This window comes from Paenibacillus sp. MER 180 (assembly GCF_023713665.1).
Lineage (GTDB): Bacteria > Bacillota > Bacilli > Paenibacillales > Paenibacillaceae > Paenibacillus_B > Paenibacillus_B suaedae.
Map to the genome: position 1 here is coordinate 59,206 of NZ_JAMAVT010000020.1, position 19,439 is coordinate 78,644.

General features: G+C 47.5%; 21 protein-coding genes and 1 pseudogene. 7 read left to right on the plus strand and 15 right to left on the minus strand.

All coding sequences use genetic code 11. The features are described 5' to 3' along the window. The first annotated feature begins 50 nt into the window (after positions 1–50). Positions 51–701 carry a DUF4097 family beta strand repeat-containing protein gene (locus M3661_RS24715; RefSeq protein WP_251489466.1) on the plus strand — a complete coding sequence of 217 codons (651 nt, stop codon included), beginning with the start codon at positions 51–53 and terminating at the stop codon, positions 699–701. A gap of 157 nt (positions 702–858) precedes the next feature. On the opposite strand, the gene M3661_RS24720 is transcribed toward M3661_RS24715, so the two are convergent. Further along, positions 859–2,193 carry a DUF4261 domain-containing protein gene (locus M3661_RS24720; protein WP_311279632.1) on the minus strand — a complete coding sequence of 445 codons (1,335 nt, stop codon included), beginning with the start codon at positions 2,191–2,193 and terminating at the stop codon, positions 859–861. Positions 2,194–2,707: 514 nt separating this feature from the next. Next, entirely contained in the window at positions 2,708–2,854 is a 147-nt protein-coding gene (locus tag M3661_RS24725; RefSeq protein WP_185929588.1) for a hypothetical protein, read from the minus strand. Positions 2,855–3,212: 358 nt separating this feature from the next. Between M3661_RS24725 and M3661_RS24730 the strand changes: the two genes are divergently transcribed. Beyond that, positions 3,213–3,512, plus strand: a complete 300-nt coding sequence (locus tag M3661_RS24730; protein ID WP_251489468.1) for a hypothetical protein — start codon at positions 3,213–3,215, stop codon at positions 3,510–3,512. 181 nt (positions 3,513–3,693) lie between these two features. On the opposite strand, the pseudogene M3661_RS24735 reads toward M3661_RS24730, so the two are convergent. After that, a pseudogene (locus M3661_RS24735) lies at positions 3,694–4,290 on the minus strand (site-specific integrase); the annotation flags it as partial. On the opposite strand from M3661_RS24735, the gene M3661_RS24740 reads away from it, so the two are divergent. The 4 genes from M3661_RS24740 to M3661_RS24755 all read left to right on the plus strand — a co-directional run bounded on the left by M3661_RS24740 (position 4,290) and on the right by M3661_RS24755 (position 6,066). Next, positions 4,290–4,526, plus strand: a complete 237-nt coding sequence (locus tag M3661_RS24740; RefSeq protein WP_152523761.1) for a hypothetical protein — start codon at positions 4,290–4,292, stop codon at positions 4,524–4,526. The pseudogene M3661_RS24735 and the gene M3661_RS24740 sit on opposite strands and share 1 nt — an antisense overlap. Further along, positions 4,519–5,058, plus strand: coding sequence for a GNAT family N-acetyltransferase (locus M3661_RS24745; RefSeq protein ID WP_021254967.1), 540 nt, complete (start codon positions 4,519–4,521; stop codon positions 5,056–5,058). Before M3661_RS24740 ends, M3661_RS24745 begins: the two co-directional genes overlap by 8 nt. Positions 5,059–5,248: 190 nt before the next feature. Beyond that, positions 5,249–5,713: a recombinase family protein gene (locus M3661_RS24750; protein WP_251489522.1), complete on the plus strand. Its 465-nt coding sequence runs from the start codon at positions 5,249–5,251 to the stop codon at positions 5,711–5,713. A 41-nt stretch (positions 5,714–5,754) separates the two neighbouring features. Beyond that, a complete protein-coding gene (locus M3661_RS24755; protein ID WP_021258322.1) occupies positions 5,755–6,066 on the plus strand; it encodes a DUF4368 domain-containing protein in 312 nt (103 codons plus the stop codon). Between the two features lie 5 nt (positions 6,067–6,071). Here M3661_RS24755 and rlmD read toward each other — a convergent pair whose 3' ends face one another. The 4 genes from rlmD to M3661_RS24775 all read right to left on the minus strand — a co-directional run bounded on the left by rlmD (position 6,072) and on the right by M3661_RS24775 (position 10,865). Continuing rightward, on the minus strand, positions 6,072–7,610 hold the full coding sequence (gene rlmD, locus M3661_RS24760; RefSeq protein WP_251489470.1) for a 23S rRNA (uracil(1939)-C(5))-methyltransferase RlmD: 1,539 nt from the start codon (positions 7,608–7,610) through the stop codon (positions 6,072–6,074). A 509-nt stretch (positions 7,611–8,119) separates the two neighbouring features. After that, the gene (locus M3661_RS24765) at positions 8,120–9,022 is read right to left on the minus strand and encodes a diacylglycerol kinase (protein WP_251489472.1); all 903 of its coding nucleotides are present in this window, start codon (positions 9,020–9,022) and stop codon (positions 8,120–8,122) included. 444 nt (positions 9,023–9,466) lie between these two features. Continuing rightward, positions 9,467–10,570: a sirohydrochlorin chelatase gene (locus tag M3661_RS24770; protein ID WP_251489474.1), complete on the minus strand. Its 1,104-nt coding sequence runs from the start codon at positions 10,568–10,570 to the stop codon at positions 9,467–9,469. A 4-nt stretch (positions 10,571–10,574) separates the two neighbouring features. Continuing rightward, the gene (locus M3661_RS24775; protein ID WP_021254972.1) at positions 10,575–10,865 is read right to left on the minus strand and encodes a YerC/YecD family TrpR-related protein; all 291 of its coding nucleotides are present in this window, start codon (positions 10,863–10,865) and stop codon (positions 10,575–10,577) included. Positions 10,866–11,061: 196 nt separating this feature from the next. Here M3661_RS24775 and M3661_RS24780 point away from each other — a divergent pair, with 196 nt between their 5' ends. Beyond that, positions 11,062–11,688 (plus strand): hypothetical protein, encoded by a 627-nt coding sequence (locus tag M3661_RS24780; RefSeq protein WP_251489476.1) that lies wholly within the window; start codon positions 11,062–11,064, stop codon positions 11,686–11,688. A 59-nt stretch (positions 11,689–11,747) separates the two neighbouring features. Here M3661_RS24780 and M3661_RS24785 read toward each other — a convergent pair whose 3' ends face one another. The 8 genes from M3661_RS24785 to purD form a co-directional block, all read right to left on the minus strand. After that, positions 11,748–12,746 (minus strand): inorganic phosphate transporter, encoded by a 999-nt coding sequence (locus M3661_RS24785; protein ID WP_065294059.1) that lies wholly within the window; start codon positions 12,744–12,746, stop codon positions 11,748–11,750. Between the two features lie 104 nt (positions 12,747–12,850). Then, entirely contained in the window at positions 12,851–13,462 is a 612-nt protein-coding gene (locus M3661_RS24790) for a DUF47 domain-containing protein (RefSeq protein WP_021254975.1), read from the minus strand. A 457-nt stretch (positions 13,463–13,919) separates the two neighbouring features. Further along, complete coding sequence (locus tag M3661_RS24795; RefSeq protein ID WP_065294058.1) at positions 13,920–14,750, minus strand: alpha/beta hydrolase family protein; 831 nt, start codon at positions 14,748–14,750, stop codon at positions 13,920–13,922. A 178-nt stretch (positions 14,751–14,928) separates the two neighbouring features. Further along, positions 14,929–15,174 carry a hypothetical protein gene (locus M3661_RS24800; RefSeq protein ID WP_065294057.1) on the minus strand — a complete coding sequence of 82 codons (246 nt, stop codon included), beginning with the start codon at positions 15,172–15,174 and terminating at the stop codon, positions 14,929–14,931. Between the two features lie 68 nt (positions 15,175–15,242). Further along, positions 15,243–15,821 carry a TetR/AcrR family transcriptional regulator gene (locus M3661_RS24805; protein WP_021254978.1) on the minus strand — a complete coding sequence of 193 codons (579 nt, stop codon included), beginning with the start codon at positions 15,819–15,821 and terminating at the stop codon, positions 15,243–15,245. A 69-nt stretch (positions 15,822–15,890) separates the two neighbouring features. Beyond that, positions 15,891–16,682 carry an ABC transporter permease subunit gene (locus M3661_RS24810; protein WP_065294056.1) on the minus strand — a complete coding sequence of 264 codons (792 nt, stop codon included), beginning with the start codon at positions 16,680–16,682 and terminating at the stop codon, positions 15,891–15,893. Then, positions 16,682–17,875: an ABC transporter ATP-binding protein gene (locus M3661_RS24815; protein WP_251489478.1), complete on the minus strand. Its 1,194-nt coding sequence runs from the start codon at positions 17,873–17,875 to the stop codon at positions 16,682–16,684. Before M3661_RS24815 ends, M3661_RS24810 begins: the two co-directional genes overlap by 1 nt. Positions 17,876–18,124: 249 nt before the next feature. Then, entirely contained in the window at positions 18,125–19,432 is a 1,308-nt protein-coding gene (gene purD / locus M3661_RS24820) for a phosphoribosylamine--glycine ligase (protein ID WP_251489480.1), read from the minus strand. Positions 19,433–19,439 lie beyond the last annotated feature (7 nt).

Here is a 19,439-nt window from a genome sequence, read left to right on the forward strand (position 1 = left end):
ATCTTATATAATCAGTTCACAATCATGAAGAATAGTGATGAGGTGAGAAAATGAAAAAATATTGCATTGGTTTACTTTTGGTGGGGATGCTTTTTCTTAGTGCCTGTAGTTCTTACCAAGAAAATGCTGCACACGCTGTGTCATTAAAGGGGATAGAAAACATCCATATTGACCACGGCAGCACAACATTAATAGTAGAATCAGCAGATATAGAGTCACTTGAAGCAATTAGTAATGGACCTGAAATTGTTATAGATAAGGAAAAAGACAACATCAAAATTCGGCTTAAGAGTGATATTAGAAACATCGTAAATATCGGAAAAATGCCTCAGCTATCCGTTCGTATTCCAAACAATTATGAGAGAAAAGTAACGTTAGACGGTTCTTCCGGTAATGTAAAGATAATCAATCTGAGCACACAGAAACTCGATATCCAAGGAAGTAGTGGAAATGTATCGCTTGACTATTTAAAAATAAATAGTGACATCAATATTTCTGTCAAAAGCGGCAGCATCCTTTTAAATCTGGAAGACAAGGACTCCAACATAAACTGGCTTTTGCAATCGGGTAGTGGCAGACGAGCTATGGGTATTCCTTTGAATAATTCTCAACAAAATAACAGAAAGACACAGGGACAGACGGGGAATGGCTCATTTAATGTACATCTCCAAACAACTTCCGGAAATATAACGGTAAAATAAATAACAGGGATATAAAAAAACGCCTCAGATGTGATCTCTGAAGCGTGATTATTTGCAAAACATATTTATGTCATCTAAAGCTGAATGAGCAAGCCCTCTAAACAAACTTAATCTCATCATTCCATGCATCATTAATAAGTGGAGTAAAATTAGTTCCTTATGAATGGTTCTGTGTATTCCCTTGACTGCCGGCATAATAAGGTTCTCCCGGATCTAGATCGATAACAACCCGGTGCGGTGCGGCCAGCCCGTATTGGTGCTCGCAGCGCCAGCGCATCTCTTCGGTGAAACCAACTGTTTCCCCGTCGACAATAACGTCCCCGCGGTCGAATAAATAATAGGCGATATTAAGCAAGTTTCCGGCTACTTCATCAGGCTCCAGATCGTAATAATGACACTGAACATCCGGAATGCCAAGCGCGGCGAGTCCCAATGAATCCATCAGACCTTCAGGGCGGCCGCTGCCTGTGCCTTCAACATTATAAAAACGAATGTTCAGCGCACCATATAACAGTTCTCCTGCTTCAATCGCCGCCAGATAAGCGCTAGGTTCAACGAGCTTGTCGCTTTCCCGGAAATAGATGGCGTCGCAAGGCGCCGTTTCCAGCACCGCCTGCAGCGAGCCGGTGAACAGCTGCAGCCGCGATTTGGGAGCGAGTCCCGATGCCATCATGTCGATCAACAGCAGCGAGTGCTCGCAATCACTCACGACTTCAGCAGCTTCCCGCCAATGCCAGGACTGCTGTAAGGCCGACTCGTAGTCCGTAACCGGGCGGCTTTCTGTATCCATTAGGCTGGTTTGTGCCGGCATTTCGCCTTGAGAATATTCAACCATATAATTCAGATGGAAAAAATGCAGCAAATTCTGATCTTCCTGACTATTCGCCTCCCACACTGCAAGTCCCGCGGCATCCGAATGATGTTCTCCGCGATCAACCTTACCCGTATAAAGTTCCATCTTCTCGTAAAGCATGTTTCGATCCAGCTTCGGCGGCTGCTTGTATTTTAACTCCACAGCGTACACCTGGGCAAAACCAAAATCCTTTTCCTGTTCAAGCCTCTCATTCGCCTTAATATCATTCTTCTCCGAATCAATTGCGTTTGGCTGCACTGTCTCAGATTTCTCTTGATGGTCTGTTAGGCCAACCTCGCGACGGCTCCATGTCAATAACGTCGAAGTATCTTCATCTTCGGGATCAAGTTTATTCGCAATTTCGAATGCCGCTACTGCGTCCTCATATTGCGATAGGTAGTAGTAGGCATACCCTACACGAAAATGCCAAAGAAAGTCATTCTCGCCTTGCGTTTTGATCGTCGAAAGTTGCTGTAATGCTTCATCGTAACGTTTTAAATTGTTTAATGCTCTCGCCAAATAGCCAACTATATCATAGTCTCTGTCCTGTTCGGGAATTTCCGCAATCTTATCTACTATTTTTTCAAATTCATCCTCTTCATGCCAGAGGTTTAGCTGTTCCAACAAGTCCTTTTCCATAACATTACCTCCTTAGTTTCTAAAAGCCACTTAGATGTTTTTCTAGTTTTATTTCGGAAAACCCCCTTACTTCGCTAATAGGAAACCAACAATAGCCGACATTTAACTTTCAAGACCGTTTTCCGAAACAATTCCCCCTCTATAGCTGAGTGAAGCGCATAGCGCAACGATAATGGGGAGATCAATTTCGGTTCTCTTCATTTCCGTGAACGTCAAAAATTAAAAAGGTACTATTTTTAAATAGCACCTTTTTAAATCAATATTTTATTTGCGTTCCCACACTAGTACTTGGAATTAAGGATTTCCAGCCTTATTGTCTTTGTAGCAAAGAGCAAAGCAACCGACTCCACATGTGTGGAGTAAACAGTAACAGAAACGCTGAAACCCTTTCTAACAAGGACAACAGCCGTTTCTCTTTTGGTTATTTGTCATTCAAATGAACAGCCTTTACTGGATCGCATCACAATTGTAAGACTCCATGTTGTCTTCATAGATAGTATGTCATTAACAATCACTATTTAATAACTTCAACCTTTTTTTCCCCTGCTGTCTTCGCCGGCTGAGTACTTTGGGCATCGACTGTGCTGGCTGTAAGCAACATAGTCACGACTAGTGCTGTGCTGAGGGCTGCGGAAATCATTTTTCTTTTGCGATTGACCATGACCATACCTCCAATATCTATCTTTTGATAAGCCGATCATGCTGTCTGATAATTGAATTATAACGTACTGGTAGTGGTTGTAAAAGGAGTTTTTCCCTTGATGAGCACAGCAACGACTAATCGACTTACCAATTCAATCAACTCAGGGATTTTCTAATCTGTATTACTCTCCAAAACCGCTCCACTACTGCATTCTCAGCTATCTGTGCCATTCCTCACCAGCAAAGCCACTCATCTAAATACGGGTATCGGATTAACGAACACCTGTGCATCTTGACCGTAGCGGAGCGAAGGGCAAGTGCACCAACTGTAAACTATGTAAATTAAAATAGTCTTTTAAAAGAGTAAGAACATTGTAATGACTGTTAGGGCTACCATGATAATAGATAAGATAAATGGTACAACTGTTAATGTAATCCCCGCAATTGCCAATCCTCTACCACTAGATGACTTCCTTGCTCTAATACCCAATATCAGTCCAGTAATTGATAAGATAAATGCCAAGATAAGAAAAGGTATTCCTGCCTCCGCCTCCCCTACCAAAAATCCAAGAAATATAAATAAAATTGAAAAAATCCCTGTGATTAATGAAACAATAGCTGAACCTAATCTATCTTTTTGCGCTTTTACCTTTAGTGTTTGTCTAATCTCAAGTTAGTTTTTTAATATCTTTTTATAATTCCTTAAATGCCGTTAAAGCCTGCCTATGCAGGCACTTCGGCATTTTCTGTTTTGGGAGATGTTCTTAAATGCTCTTAGAAATTTTTATATTTTTGTCTTGAAAGGTAGTAAAAAAGTAGTAAATTCGTTTTGTACTACCAAGCAAGATACATTTTATATCAAGCAGCGAGCTGCTGTTCTTGTTGCTTTCTTTTTTCCAATCGTTCCATTTCTGCACTTGCAGAATCGAATGTTGCGTGTGCGTAATAGTTGAGGGTCATTGTAATGTTGGAGTGTCCCATGATGTATTGCAATGCTTTTGGATTCATGCCTTCATTGGCTTTATCGGTGCAGAATGTATGTCTTAGGGTATGTGGTGTCACTACCTTTGGCAATGCTACTTCATTATCATTATCCTTGTTGTACTTCTTTACAAGTCCTCGGAACACACTATTGTAATCTATACCGATTTTCGGATTGCCGTTTCGAGTAACGAATATGAAGTTGCTGTAGCCATCTATGGTGACAGTCTTTGTAAATCTGCGCCTATCCATTATACGTCTAAAGGCTTGATAGACTTCCTCTGTCATCTTAATTCGTCGGAAACCACTCTTTGTTTTTGGTTCATCAATGTAGTATCCAGTTCCTGTGCAGTATAACAACTGATGGTTTACATCAATAATTCTGTTTTCTAAATCTATATCTGCATCTGTCAATCCGCACAACTCGGAAATACGAAGTCCTGTACCAAGCAGTATGATTATATCATCATAATGTGGAAATATCCGGGTTTTTATACTATACTGGTGTCGTTAAGGCACGGAGGACGGGGAACGCTGTCCGGCAGCCGCCCCATCGCCTAGCGTTCCGCATGGCATCGGGCGGGCAGCAGCCGGACAGGACGCGCCGCCTGTCGGCGCTGCGCTTCGCCCTTGCCCTTGGGGACGGGAACGGCGTTACGGGCAGATGCAGCGAATTTATATTTTCGGAAGTAGGGAAGAAAAATGATTGAATTAAGAAAAATTACCCACGATAATTTTGAGGCAGTGTTGAAGTTAAGCATAACAGACGAGCAGAAAGGAAATGTGGATTCCAGCATATATTGTTTGGCTAAAGCCTATGTAAAGATACTCAACGACGAAAAACCTCCTATGATCTTCGCTATATGCAACAATGATGAAGTCATAGGATATGTCGATATTGGATTTTTCGAACTGGCGGAAAGTGCATTTTTATGTGAAAAATATGGAGATAAATCTACTTATGGACTTAATCGCTTTATGATTGATAAAAAGCATCAAGGCAAAGGATTTGGCAAACAAGCAATGATGAAAGTTATTGATTACATAAAGTCGTTTCCACAAGGAAAAGCCGATGCAGTTGCTACATCATATTGGATGGTAAACGAAGCCGTCCGGAAGTTGTTTGCGTCTGTCGGTTTCGTTGAAACAGGAGCGATATGGGACGGACAAACAGGGGGTAATTGGAATGCAGAAAGAAAAGATATAGAGTATGCAGAAGTAGGTGCCAGACTCGGATTATAAAGCTAACAATTTGAATAGTGCATCGTACAGTATAAGACCAACTATGCGAAGTCAATAGCAAAAATGCAAAAAGAAAGCACAACATTAGCCGTGCAAAAAAAAGTGCACGCTTCCGCGACTGCCCACCCCCTCACAAGTCATCGGCAAGTCAAATGCTAGTCTGTATTGGCAAGGTACATCAGTTAAGAAGATTTTACAAAACCCACACTATGTTGGTGATCTGGTTCAAGGTAGAGAGGCAACTTTGAATGTCACAAATAAAAAAAGGGTGTTTTTAAAAGAAGAGGATTGGGTTGTTGTCCAAAATACCCATGAACCAATTATTTTGAGAAAAATATTTGAGGAAGCAAAACACCTACTTGCAATGAGAGCAAGAAGGGGGCATGGCGGAACTAAAGCGCAAAAACACCTTTTTACTAATATTGCTTATTGCTCTGATTGTGGAAAGGGTATGTGGTATCGCTCAAACCGAAAAGGATACATTTGTGGCACCTATGCAAGGCACGGGAACATCGCTTGTACCAATCACGCAGTTAAGGAACAAAACCTCACAGAAGTCATTCTAAGCGACTTAAAAGCGATGTACGACAAACTGAACCTACCTGATCTGGATGCCAAGGTCAAACAAAGAATAAACGCTAACCAAAAAAAATAACAAAACAGCTACAAGCCATTGATAAACAAATACAAAAGCAAATGGATATAAAGAAAAATGCTTTACAGAAGTTTGTCAGTGATGCTATTACCAAGGACGACTATGACTGTTTGGTTACAGATATTGAAGACAAGTTGCTGCATTTAGAAGTCGAAAAAAGCCAACTTCAAAAAAAGATGGAGGAAAGCTACTCAGCGAGTAAACTTTTCTCCATCAAAGAACAATTTAAAAAAGCAGTGGCTTTCGATACTTTGACTACAGAGACTCTTTTACGCTTCGTTGAAAAGATTGAAGTCAAAGAAGATAAAAGCATCAAGATTTATTATAAGTTTGCCATGGTTGAGGGGTTATAATCCACTCAACCTTCTTCTAAAACTAGCAGTGAAACACACTCCACATGCGTAGTCTGCGGGAACATGTCCACCGGCTGTACCTCAACGACGCGGTAGCCTCCACCCGCCAGCACTTGCAAATCGCGAGCCAGCGTCGACGGACTGCAGGACACGTATACGATGCGCTCTGGTTGCATGGCGAGCATCGTGTCGAGCAATGCAGGATCGCAACCCTTGCGCGGCGGATCGACGACGATGACATCAGGCGTCACACCCTGCTCCTTCCAGCGAGGAATAACGTCTTCTGCTGCGCCAACGGCGAATTCTGCGTTTGTCACGCCATTCAGTTCTGCATTGCGGCGCGCATCGGCGATCGCTTCCTCAACGATCTCGACGCCGAGTACCCGCTTCGCGCGCCGTGCAAGGAACAGCGAGATCGTCCCGATGCCGCAATACGCATCAATGACCGTCTCTTCCCCTGTCAGGCCAGCATATTCTACAGCCTTTTCATACAGCACTTCCGTCTGCACCGGATTTACTTGGTAGAAGGAACGCGCGGAGATTTTGAACGCGATATCTCCAATATAATCCGTAATATATTCCGAGCCCCACAATACGCGGGTCTTATCTCCCATAATAACGTTCGTGCGCTTCGTATTAATGCTCTGGCAGACGCTCTTCAACTGTGGCAAAGCCTCAGTAAGCTCCGCTGCGATCTTCTCCTGATGCGGCAGATTGTCCCCGTTCGTCACGAAAGTGATCATCAACTCATTCGTGCGGAAGCCGACACGCATCATCACATGGCGCAGTAAGCCTGTATGCTGCTCCTCATTATACGGTTCAATGCCGTATTTCCGTACAACCTGCTTCACGGCACGCATCGCGTCGTCATTCACTTCGTGCTGGATCAGGCTCGTATCCGTATCAACGATCCGATGGCTCGCCTTCGCAAAGTAACCGCCGATTAACTCGCCTGTGCGCTCATTTTTGCCGATTGGCATTTGGCTCTTGTTCCGATAACGCCAAGGCTGCTCCATTCCGATCGTTGGCCATACCTTGATCGGCTGCTCCTGCGCAGCATCTTCAGCTACAGCTGCTTTGCCATCCGCTTGTTCCACTTGGAACTTCCCAATCCGCTCAAGTACGTCCACGACATGCTGCCGCTTCCATACCAGCTGCTCACTGTACGCCATATGTTGCAGCTGGCAGCCGCCATATGCATTCGCCGGATGCTCCAACTCCACGCGATGTGGGCTGTCAACAAGGCGCTCCAGCACCTTCGCATATCCGTACTGCTTCTTCACCTTCAGCACAAGTGCACGAACTTGCTCACCCGGCAATGCCCCTTGTACGAACAGTGTGAAGCCGTCTGCACGACCTACTCCTTCGCCATCATGCGTCAAGCCGATAATATCCAGCACGACCTCGTCGTTTTTCTGTACCGGAGTATTATGCACGCGTGCATGTGCCGCGCGTCCACCCACCGTTTCCTGTGAACGCGTCGCAGATGCAGACTGTCCTCCATTTCGACGCCCCGGCCGTTTGCTTTGCTTATTTCCTTTCACCCTGATGCCCTCCTGTTATGTGTTAACGAATCATCTATCTTGAATGCCATCGCATTGCCTGTCTACCATCATCTTCATGCTCACTCTTCTGTCAGGAACCATAGATGGAAATTCACAATTTCTTTCTCAGTGATCGAGAGCAGCCCGAAACGTTACAAATAACTACGCTCGACTCTGCATCCTTGCACAGTCTCGAAAACATCACCCTTTTTGTATCCAGCTGTTACGCATGTTGAGCATGGCATCATCATACCATAATCCACCCGCCAACAAGAAGACCCGGCGCCTTCACGCCTGCACGCTTTCTAATTACCTTTTCCTAACGAAAAGAATCCCGTATTCCGATCAAACTGCATTTCTGCATTCACCACGGCAACAACATTAAAACGGCTTGACCTGTGCCCTCAACGACAGCAAGTCAAGCCGAACGTCCACCATCTGATCGTGGAACGATATCATTCTATTCTCCATCGCCATAACAGCTCGGTACATACGCACTTCTCTCCAGCTTACAAAGCCTCTGGATCATCTGCGAAAATGCGCAAATGAGAAGGCAGCACCTTGAACGTCGCTGGCAATAGACCGCCGAATTCGCCGTCTAGATTAAGCTGAACTGCATCCGGTGATGTAACCGTAACTCGATTCGTCTGCTTGTGAATGACGAGCGGATCATTAATATGCTCTCCCCGAAGAGCCATACTAGCTACCCGAACGAACTCCACAAGATTGCAGCGTTTTAGCATAATGACATCGAATAAGCCGTCATCAATTCGCGCCTCAGGCGCCAACTTCTCGAAGCCGCCAACCGAGTTCGTATTCGTAATCAAGAACAGCATGAATTCTTCATGATAGACGCCGTGGCCTTCCAGCTCAATACGCAGCTCCGTCGGACGCAGGCGAGTCATCTTCTCCAGGCCCTTCATATAATAAGCGAGCTGCCCGATAATCGTCTTCAGCTTGCTTGGCACCTCATACGTCAATTCCGTCAAGGAACCGCCGCCTGCAATATTAATGAAGTACTTCTCATTCGACTGCCCAAGGTCAATAACCCGAGTTGTCTGACGCGTAATAATTGAGCAAGCATCCTCCCAATTGCGAGGAATCCCCAAGGCCCGTGCGAAGTCATTCGTCGTCCCAAGCGGTATAATGCCAAGTGGAGGCCGTTCCGGCTTGTCCGCCATCCCATTAATGACCTCATTGAGCGTACCATCGCCACCAGCTGCGATAATCATATCATAGCCGTTATCAATTGCTTCTGCCGCACTAGCCGTTGCATCTCCTTCGCCTTCCGTCGCATGCGTCGTCGTCTCGATGCCAGCAGCATCCAGCATATGCAATATATCCGCCAGCCGCTTCCTGCCTTCCTCCCGGCCAGATGTCGGATTATAAATAAGCCTAGCTCTCTTTACCATGAATGTTTCACCCATTTACAATCTATTCACGTTCAACCGATTTCACAACCTTCTTCGCGAAGGCTTAGCTGCCAGCAACATTTCGCCATATCGTCCAGTTCTAGTCACTTTGCCTCGAACAGCAAAACAACCTGTGTTATGAACCATACTACCATAGTAAGCTTCTTCATATCCACATCATGCCTTGTTGGAGACATCCTAACTTCACAGCAGCCCTGCGGACAGTTATAAAAACTCCGAACCACCAACATATATTCTTATGTATCAAGATGCATCGTGGCATTCTTTCTGCATTCTCACGTAATTCCATCTGCATCGTCACATCATACAATCTATTCTTCTCATGATAACACAATCGTTCCTCAAAATGTTCGAAACTGACGGGATAATCGCCCTAGCAACATCCGTCAGCAGACTTTCAAACGATCCCAATCCCGGCACCAACTATTGAGATACATTCCCCTTCATCATAGCCAGTAAACGAACCGCTTCCTGCTGCAGCCATCTATTCAAGGCGGAGTGCGGCAGCAGCGCTTCGCCATCATACATGGCAGACACATCACCAAGCCGCTGTGGAATCACATGAGAAGTGAAATAACCTCGACTGAGGAACACAGGAACGACGGCAACACGGCGTTCAACAGTCTGTTCTCCGCACGAGTGCCCTCCACCATCATGACCATCGAAGACATCCATACCGCCGAACGAGTCTAGTGGAACAGTCAATTGTTCCGCCCTGCCGCTCCAGACGATTTCATCTTGACCGAGCGTCAATACGCTCTGTAAACGGCTCACCGCTTCCGCAATATCTTCACAGCAGAGCAAGGCATGTGAGGCTCCTGCACACGTGCCACGCAGCACAAGCTTCCGCTCCAGTCGCCGTAAGCTCTCATGCCAACGCGAAGCAAAAGGCTCGTATCGACTGCCGTGCGCAACGAGCAGCACTGCATCCGAGTCTGGTCGTACCCCGAGTCCACGCAGCCGCTCCTCCACCATCTGAAGGAGAACATCCTCCTGACTGTCCACATCCGCAATCGAACAGCTTCGATCAGACTGTGCCGACAATCCTAAGTAAGAGCCACTTTCACTCCCATCTCCACTTTGCTCAACATGAGCAGAGAAGGAAGATTCGACAGCTCGCCCGTTCTCTTCAATTCCTTCTCCTAGCATAGATGACGCACACGCTTGCAACGGAACAACATTCCCTCCGTCAAGCGGACGGCCATAATAGACGCGAGCTTGCACTCGGAATGGCTCCAGGTCTGTCTCACAGAGCGGAGCAGGCTTAGCGCCAAGCGCATATGCTATCTCATCGGCATGCGTACTACCCGCAGACACGAACAAGGGGATGACCCCAATATGGTTCACCCCTTGCGCTTCCAATGTATTAATGCCGTATTGTATATCTTGTTCCGGTAGACATTCCAAGTAAGAGGAGACGACAGCAACCCCATCAGGCCAATCCGTCTGTGCGATGGCTTCCTCTACCAGTGTAACCCAGGATTCATCTCTTGAACCGTGGCTGATGATAAGCAGTCCCGGCTTCATCTGATTATTTACCTAAGCGTTCTAATGCCATTTTATAACCATCATTGCCATAGTTCAAACAACGCTTCACACGCGAAATCGTGGCTGTACTTGCTCCGGTCTCCGCTTCAATCTGATTGTACGTACAGCCCTTGCCCAACATACGAGCAACCTCCAACCGCTGGGATAAGGATTGAATCTCATTTACCGTGCACAGATCATCAAAGAAAATATAACACTCTTCCACTGATTTCAGCGTCATAACCGCCTCAAACAGCTGGTCGACTGACTTATCGTTCAATTTTTTCAATTGCAACCTTATCCACCCCTACATCAATGCTTGTTACCCTCATTGTACTTCCTTTGACATACCTTTTCAAGCATTACAGTTGTCATGCGTTAGTGAATTACTGTGAAAATAGAGCGCTTCCATAAAAGATTGGGCGTCCGTCTACGGGCGATCGTCCAATCGAGTTGTTCGCCTATCACATACAGTATATTATCCCATACCAATGCAGAAAGCACTAGAGAATATTGATTGGAGTACGTTAAGACTATGCAAACCTGCCATACTTATACAAAAAGGTCGTGATGAGATGAACAACCCTCGCCAATATGAGAGGGCTCCTTTACCGTCGCAGCTGATGAACGTCCCCAGTCTTCCCAAGCAAAAGGAAAACAAGGCGCATATCCGCAGCTTCAGCCCTGAACCTGCGCCCTTCTTGCCATCATTCACTCCACCGCCACCGTTAGAGACAACAACAGCCATCGTTCCATTTAGCCAAGCAGCCGAATCGCCAATTGCCACGGTTGTTGAGGAGACCACTGCCAAGAAAAGCGGCTTCTCGATCGGTGACATCAAGCAAGTCATTGATCGCATGGGCGGAATTGAAGGCATCGTCGAGACGATGGGCAAGGTGCAGAAAGTGATGAACAGTGTTTCCCAAATTGCCCCCGTCGCCAAGCTGCTCATGGGCACACTCCTTCCAGGCAAAAAGAAAGACGGAGAAGACGGTGACGAAGATGATCATTGGACGAAAAATCCGCGGAGGCGCCGCCGCAAGCGTACAACAGGTAAAGGGAAGTCGCCGATTCCAAGTAAGCAGCGCCGTCGCACCTCCAAGACGCGTCGCCGGTAATTACACACAGCAAAAGAGCCGACTCCTCCATAGAGAGAGCCGGCTCTGTGTGCTTCTATTTAAAAGAATAGATCGATGAACTTGAAAATAATCATCGCAAGTACCGCGCAAATCGGAATCGTAATGAACCAAGTCACTACAATACGACCTGCTACGCCCCACTTCACCGCCGAGAAACGCTTGGCGGAGCCTACCCCCAAGATCGCGGAGGTAATAGCATGCGTAGTGCTAATAGGCAAATGCGTCAGCGTTGCCGACATAATAACCGAGGCTGCAGACAAGTCTGCGGCAAAGCCGTTAATCGGTTCGATTTTGAAGATTTTCGTTCCCATCGTTTTAATGATCTTCCAGCCGCCAATCGAAGTACCAAGTGCCATTGCTGTCGCAGCAGCAAGCTTAACCCACAGCTGTACTTCCATTTCGGTCTGCAGTTGTGCAGTGACGAGTGCAAATGTAATAATCCCCATTGCCTTTTGCGCGTCATTCGTACCATGTGTGAAGGATTGCAGAGCAGCCGTAATAATTTGACAGGTTCGGAACCCTTTATTAACGGTATGTGGACTATGGTTACCAAATATCCATTTTAAGATTGTCATCACAACATAACCGACAGCGAAAGCAATAATTGGCGAAATAATAAGACCGAGAACGATGTTTTTAAATCCGCCCATGTTCAAATAATCTGATCCGGCACCGATGAATACTGCCCCTGCCAATGCGCCAATAAGCGCATGCGAGGAAGATGACGGAATCCCGAACCACCAAGTGACTAAGTTCCATATTATGGCCGCGATCAGCGTCGCCATGACGATTTCAAGGCCATTCTCCAGCTTTGCTGGATCAGCAATACTGCCGCCTATCGTCTTGGCAACCCCTGTAAAGGTCAGCGCCCCGGCAAAGTTCATCACAGCGGCCATCAAAATGGCAACACGGGGCGGAAGCGCCCTCGTTGACACCGACGTGGCGATCGCATTCGCCGTATCGTGGAAGCCGTTAATAAAGTCAAAGGCAAGCGCCAAGAAAATAACGACGCCCACGATAATCATCGTAATATCCATATTCATTATCTATGTGATTGCACAGCACTAATTATCATCCGTCCGCGCAATCCCTACCTCCTTCGTACACTAGGGCTGGCTTATCTTATGTGTTACGACAGATATTAGGAATTTCGCATGACGATCGTTTCAAGCTGCTTCGCCACATCCTCACAGCTGTCGGTCGTCTGTTCAAGACGCTCGTATACGTCCTTGCGTTTGATCAATTCGATTGGATCCTTTACTTCAGCGAACAAGGCACGAACCCCACGGCGGTAAATGTCGTCTGCGGAATTTTCCAGCTCATTGACACGTATGTTATGCTCGCGGATAGCAAGCAGTTTTTTCTGTGACAACAGTTTGATTGCCTTCTGTATTTCATATGCACTGCGCTTGATAACATCGGCGAACAATACCACGATTTCATCACGTTCAATCATTTGGTACATGTCGAAACGCGAAGCGCTGGCCTCCATCCCATCAAGAACATCGTCGAGTGCAGTCGTAAGCGCCATAATGTCCTCGCGCTCAATCGGCGTAATGAATGTTTTATTAAGCTCTGTCAAGATCGTATGTACATAGACGTCACATTTGCTTTCCAGATCCTTCATTTCCTTCGTAAACGCCAAGACATCCGTCAAATCTTCTACGCCTTGTGCGAACGTTTCTGCCGCTAGAACGAGCGTATCCGCCATGTTTTGCAGCGTTTCGAAAAACACGTCCCTTTTCTTGAACATTCCCGAGATCTCCTTTGCAACAAAAATTGCATGTGATGTAATCTTCTAAACCTTACATATCTTATCATAGGATACGGTGGTTTTGTAAAGAAATCGTAAACCAAACGTGAGCAAATGTCGAAACTTCAGCCCTATTCACCGCCAGAAATTCTCCCTTATTCGACAATTTTCGCTGTTTTTCATAAAAAGTACAGCAAAATACCGTTCTCACGCCGTTTTTCGCTCACCATCCAATGTTTCCCACGTTGAAATGTTGGATATGCCATAGACATGGGCTAGCAATCATGCTGCGCCCACCATACGGTATAGTTTCCTCCTTTTTCTGCAAAGACATACATAAGATCGGCATATGTTCGTATTCACTCCAAATCAAAAAAGACGAAGCTGCTAAGCCTTCCGGCTGCCACTTCGTCTCACATTTATAGTTGGATTATCTCACAACCACACCATCATCAAGCTATATACTCCAGTTCGCCCATTCTTCCTGCCGCTTCTCCCACCGCTTCAACCATTGAAGCGTACAGGTGAACAGCTTCTCCCGATGCGTGCCATCCGAATACGTATGATCGGCTTGGAACACAATTTCCTTATCACATTGACCGTCGCTGCGCAGCCAGAACACCTTCTGGAACAGGAAGCTGTAATCCGCCGGTATGACATCATCACTTGTGCCGTGTACAAGCAGTACATCGCCATTGAACTTGCGTGCCTCTTGCAGCGGCTGATGAACACCCAACGCATTGAAGTAAGCAGGCGTGAAGGAATATCCTAGGTAATCGGCGGATCCTCTTGTCATTGCCGTATCGTACTGCTCTCGCCCAACTATCCGCACAATATCATTGAATGGGTAGGCTACAGGCGACCAGAGGACAAGCCGCTTAATGCGCTGATCGCGCACAGCGGTCAATATTGCAATCGCTCCACCCAAGCTGTGGCCGATCAGCGTTACCCGCTGCGGGTCGACATCACCGCAGCCGAGCGCATAGTCGAGTACTGACTGCGTCTGACTTATCATGTCATCTAGACCAGTATACCCGTAATCGCCCGTGCTCTCGCCGCATCCGGCGAAGTCGAAGCGCACAACGATGTGCCCTTCCCCTGCCAGTCTGCGCGCTGCATTCACGAATAAACGGTCAACACCGATTCGGCTGCCGACGAAGCCGTGGCAAATAATCGTTACAGGGGCGCGCCGCTTCACACCACGTTCAAATGGAGCTCGCTCCTCTGGATAATGAATCGTCGCCGCCAACCGTTCTTCTTGCCATCGAATATCAATATGTCGCTCCATCTTACACTCCCCTGCCTTCTACATCACTCAGGTGCGTGCAGTGCACCCGGCAATCTATATCATATAATTCCGATTAATATACTATGTTTTAAATTGAGTGTACTCCTCTATCCGATTGCTGTCAAGAGTTCAGACAAGAAAAAAACCGCAACACCGCGCAGCGGTATTACGGTTTTGATTAGTAATACAGTCCGTACGAACGCTGCAGCATCTGATGCGTCTCCAGCGTCCCATCCGTCATCCCAGCCTGTAAATGCGAGGCAGCCTGATCATAATCGTCTGTGTCCGCAGAGTCATCCGTCAAGGATGACTTGCTAGCTAAATGTGACTCTTCAACCGCGGACGCTTCGCTTGGCCCCCTCGAATGCTCCTGATTGAGATACAGCTGTGTTAGCTCTTGTTCTGAATCGCTCTTCCCTTTCATCCTTGTCACCCTCCTGCCGTATGTCATGATTGGCCTATACGACATTATTATGGTGTGTAAGGAGAATTTTATACGCCGTTAGAAGGACGTTCAGACAGAATGCCATGACAGAGCATCGTCGTGATCTGGTCAGACAATGTGCGTACGTTCATCCGCTCATCCAAATTGCCTGGCTGGAGGAAGAACTGCTTCATCGACACGAGATAACGCACGATCAAATGCGGAGAAAGCTCTTTGCGAATCTCTCCCCTCTGCTGCCCCCGGAAGATTGCCCCTTCAAACTCCGGAATGACGTGCTCCTCTTGATAGGCCATCATTTTTGCGAACAGATTTGGATAGTACTGCGTTAAATCGGTAACGAACGTTAAAGATATCCGATCAAAGGGCTGGTATTTTAGCAAAAGGTCGAATAGTTCATACATATCCTTCGCTTCTTCCATCACACGCAGCAAAAATTGATGGCTCTCCTGCACCATCCGATCCGTAATAGCCTCAAGCAGCCCTTCCTTACTTTGAAAATATTTATATATCGTCATCTTCGCAACGGGAACCGCTTCCGCAATCTGCTCCATACTCGTCTCTTGGATGCCCCGTTCGAAAAACAACCGCTGTCCGACATCCATAATTGCGATCGCTTTACTGTTCAACTGGCGTAAGATCCCCTTTCCGTGCGGACAAGGTTCTGCCGCCTATGCCGTCAAGAGAGGGACTGCATCTTACAGATCCCGCTTCGTCAGCACAAGCCAGCCGAAGAGCAGCCCGCCTGCATATATCCCTATCGTAATGAATACACCCTCCCAAGGCAAGCTGCCAGCGTCGAATAAATCTTTGCCATTGAATACCGTGAACAAGCTGATGTCAGACATCCAGGCTAACGACTTCTCCATACCGGAGAGCAGATGAAATAGGAACGATAAGATGACGATTCCAATACTAAGCGACATTCCTGTTCGCTCGGAAGTGACGAAGACCGTCATCACATATCCGATTCCGGCAAATGCCAGCGCCGCCAGAAGGCCCGCGATCGAGTAGGTGAGTAGCAGCCCTGCATCCGCCACGGTACTGAACAGGTGCCCGAACCATACCGTCACCCCATAACTGACCGCTGCAATCAAGAAGAAGGCAAGAAGATGCGCGCAGGCTTTTCCGAGGAACAGCTGCCCACGAGATGCTGGCAGGGTGAACATGAAATCCACTGTCCCTCGATCCCTCTCCCTCGCCACCGTGGAAGCCGCCCACATCGCAGCGAATATGCCTAACAGCATCATGTAGAACACAAGCGGCTCGCCAGCCATCCAGCCCTCGAAGCTGCCGAACATCTCCACATGCATACCGAATCCTTCCAGCAAGGCAGGAGGGAACTGCTTCAAAGCGTCTAACAGCGATGTATTGCTCGTGTACATGTCGCCGAGTCCAGCGAACATCATCTGGAACACAATAATGATGCCTGCCCATATGAAAAAGCTGCGACGATTCGTTCTCCATTCATAACGAAACACCTGCCACATTACGCTTCCCCCCCTTCGCTCTCAGAACGCTCACGTGATTGCCCCGCTTGCGTTGGCTTCTCTACTGCGCCCTCCCGCGAATGTCCAGCCTGCGTTGGCTGCCCTACTGTGCCCTCCCGCGAATGCCCAGCTTGCGTTGACTGCTCTACTGCACCTTCCCGCGAATGTCCAGCCTCCGCCGGCTTCTCAACGACGCGCTCGTGCAAGTGCCCAGTTTGCGATGATTGCTCTCCTGTGCGCTCCCCCAATTGCCCTGCTAGCGATGATTGTCCCGCTTGATCCTGCGAATGATTTTCCCCAATTCCGCTCGCATCGTACTCCGCCATGAAAAGATCCTCCAAAGAAGGCTGCTCAATACGGATATCCCTTAGCTCGTGGGCAGCAATACGCTGCAGAGCAAGGTGCAAATCACCTTGCAGCACAAGACGATGCTCCATGCCATCGTATACTGCGTTCGGATCGATATTTCTCAATCGGTAAGCCTCTATGCAATTACCCTGCTGCTTGAATTGAATATGTGCAATCCGGCGATCCTTGCCTGGAATCCCATCTACATCACTTACTCGCAGCAGACGACCTTCTCGGATGAACGCGACACGGCTGCACAACTTCTCTACCTCGCTTAGAATATGGGTGGAGAAGAAGATGGTCGCTCCCCGTTCATGCTGCTCCATTAATATCTGGAAAAAGGTGTGCTGCATCAACGGATCAAGCCCTGATGTCGGTTCATCCAGTACAATTAAATCCGGCTTATGCAGCAGACACTGTACAATGCCAAGCTTCTTGCGATTGCCAAGTGAGTATGACTTCACTCGCTTACTGACATCCAGCTTTAACTGATCTGCCAATACCATTGCAGTTGTATGTTGCAACAACAGCCCATTCATTCGCGCAGCGAAGTCCAGTACTTCTTTGCCTGTTAGCTCCTCGTTATAATGCACTTCTGACGGTAAATAGCCGATTCTCCTGCGAACATCAGGACGTTCCTTGTTCATTACTTCTCCGAACAATTCCACTGTCCCTGAGGTAGGGCGAATGAGCTGCATAATCATACGAAGCGTAGTAGACTTTCCCGCTCCATTCGGTCCAATAAATCCGAAAATCTCACCCTGCTGGACTTCTAAATTGACTTCGTGGATACCGCGCTGTGATCCGTACCTTTTTGTGAGATTGCTCAACTTGATAGCGTTCATGCGGCACACTCCAATCTATACTATAGTTAAATTATGAGTATATTTTATTCCGCATATATTCAAACTCACAAGTTCGTTTTATACTCAATCAAGTACGAAAGTATACCCTTTTCCACTCATTAGCTCTTTCCTGCTCATCATTTCGAATCAGTGGAAAAATAGGCGAACTAAGCTCAGATATCCGAGAATGCTCCCTGCAACTTCCCCTTCGATAACAAAAAAAAGAGGAGCATCGCCCCTCTTCCTCGTCTATCTTGTCTGTACTTGTATTCGTTCTGACTTCGTACCGATGTCGCTGCGGTATTGCATCCCACTGAATTGGATGCGTTGAACTGCCTCATATGCCTTCGCTTTGGCTGCTGCCACATTGTCGCCTATGCCGACAACTCCTAGCACTCGGCCTCCTGCTGTCCGCCACGTTCCATCCTCATCACGCACCGTGCCCGCATGGAATAAGAGAGCTGATTCCGCTGCCTGCTCCAACCCCGTAATGACGTCTCCTCTGCGAACATCTCCAGGGTAGCCTTCTGCTGCTACAATGACACACATCGCAGCATGATCATGCCATTCAAGCTCAATCTCCTGTAGACTGCCTTCAGCGACTGCCCACAGGACTTCGAACAGGTCTGACTTCAACCGTGGGAGTACAGACTGCGTCTCTGGATCGCCGAAGCGTGCATTGAACTCAATGACCTTTGGTTCCCCATCCGGCGTGATCATTAGTCCAGCGAACAGCAAACCATGGAAGGAGCGGCCCTCGGCAACCATCGCCCTGGCAGCCGGTTCAATGATCGTCCGGCGCGCCTTCTCTAGAATGGACGGTGAGAATTGCGGCAAAGGGCTATATGTCCCCATCCCACCTGTATTCGGTCCGTGATCGCCATCGAAGATTGGCTTGTGATCCTGCGCTGGTTCACATACGCGCACCGTTTCTCCATCTACGAAGGCCAGAATGGACATTTCCTCACCCAGCATAAATTCTTCAATGACAACCTTGCTGCCAGATGAACCGAACTTTCCAACTACCATCACCTCATGCAATACTTCAATTGCCTCTTCATGCGTATGAGCAATAACTACACCCTTGCCCGCCGCCAGACCATCGGCCTTAATGACGACCGGGAGCATATGTTGATGGACGTACGCCGAAGCCTCATTGAAATTATCGAACGCAGCGTAGGCAGCGGTCGGAATTTTATATTTGTGAAGCAGATGCTTCATGAACACCTTGCTTCCCTCAATCTCAGCTGCCTTACGATCAGGGCCAAATACGCGCAGTCCTTGTGCTTTCAGTACGTCAACAATTCCGCCTGCCAGTGGATCATCAGGTCCTACGACAACAAGGTCAACTGCCTGTTCAACTGCGTATCGAGCAATGCCTTCATAATCGTGGACTGGCAGCGGCACACATTCGGCGAGGTTCGCAATCCCTGCATTGCCTGGCGCACACAGCACCTGCCCAACTTGCGGGCTATTGCGAAGCGCCCATACCAGTGCATGCTCGCGTCCGCCGCTGCCGACGACCAATACCTTCTTCCCTACGTGCTCCATATTCATGAACGCC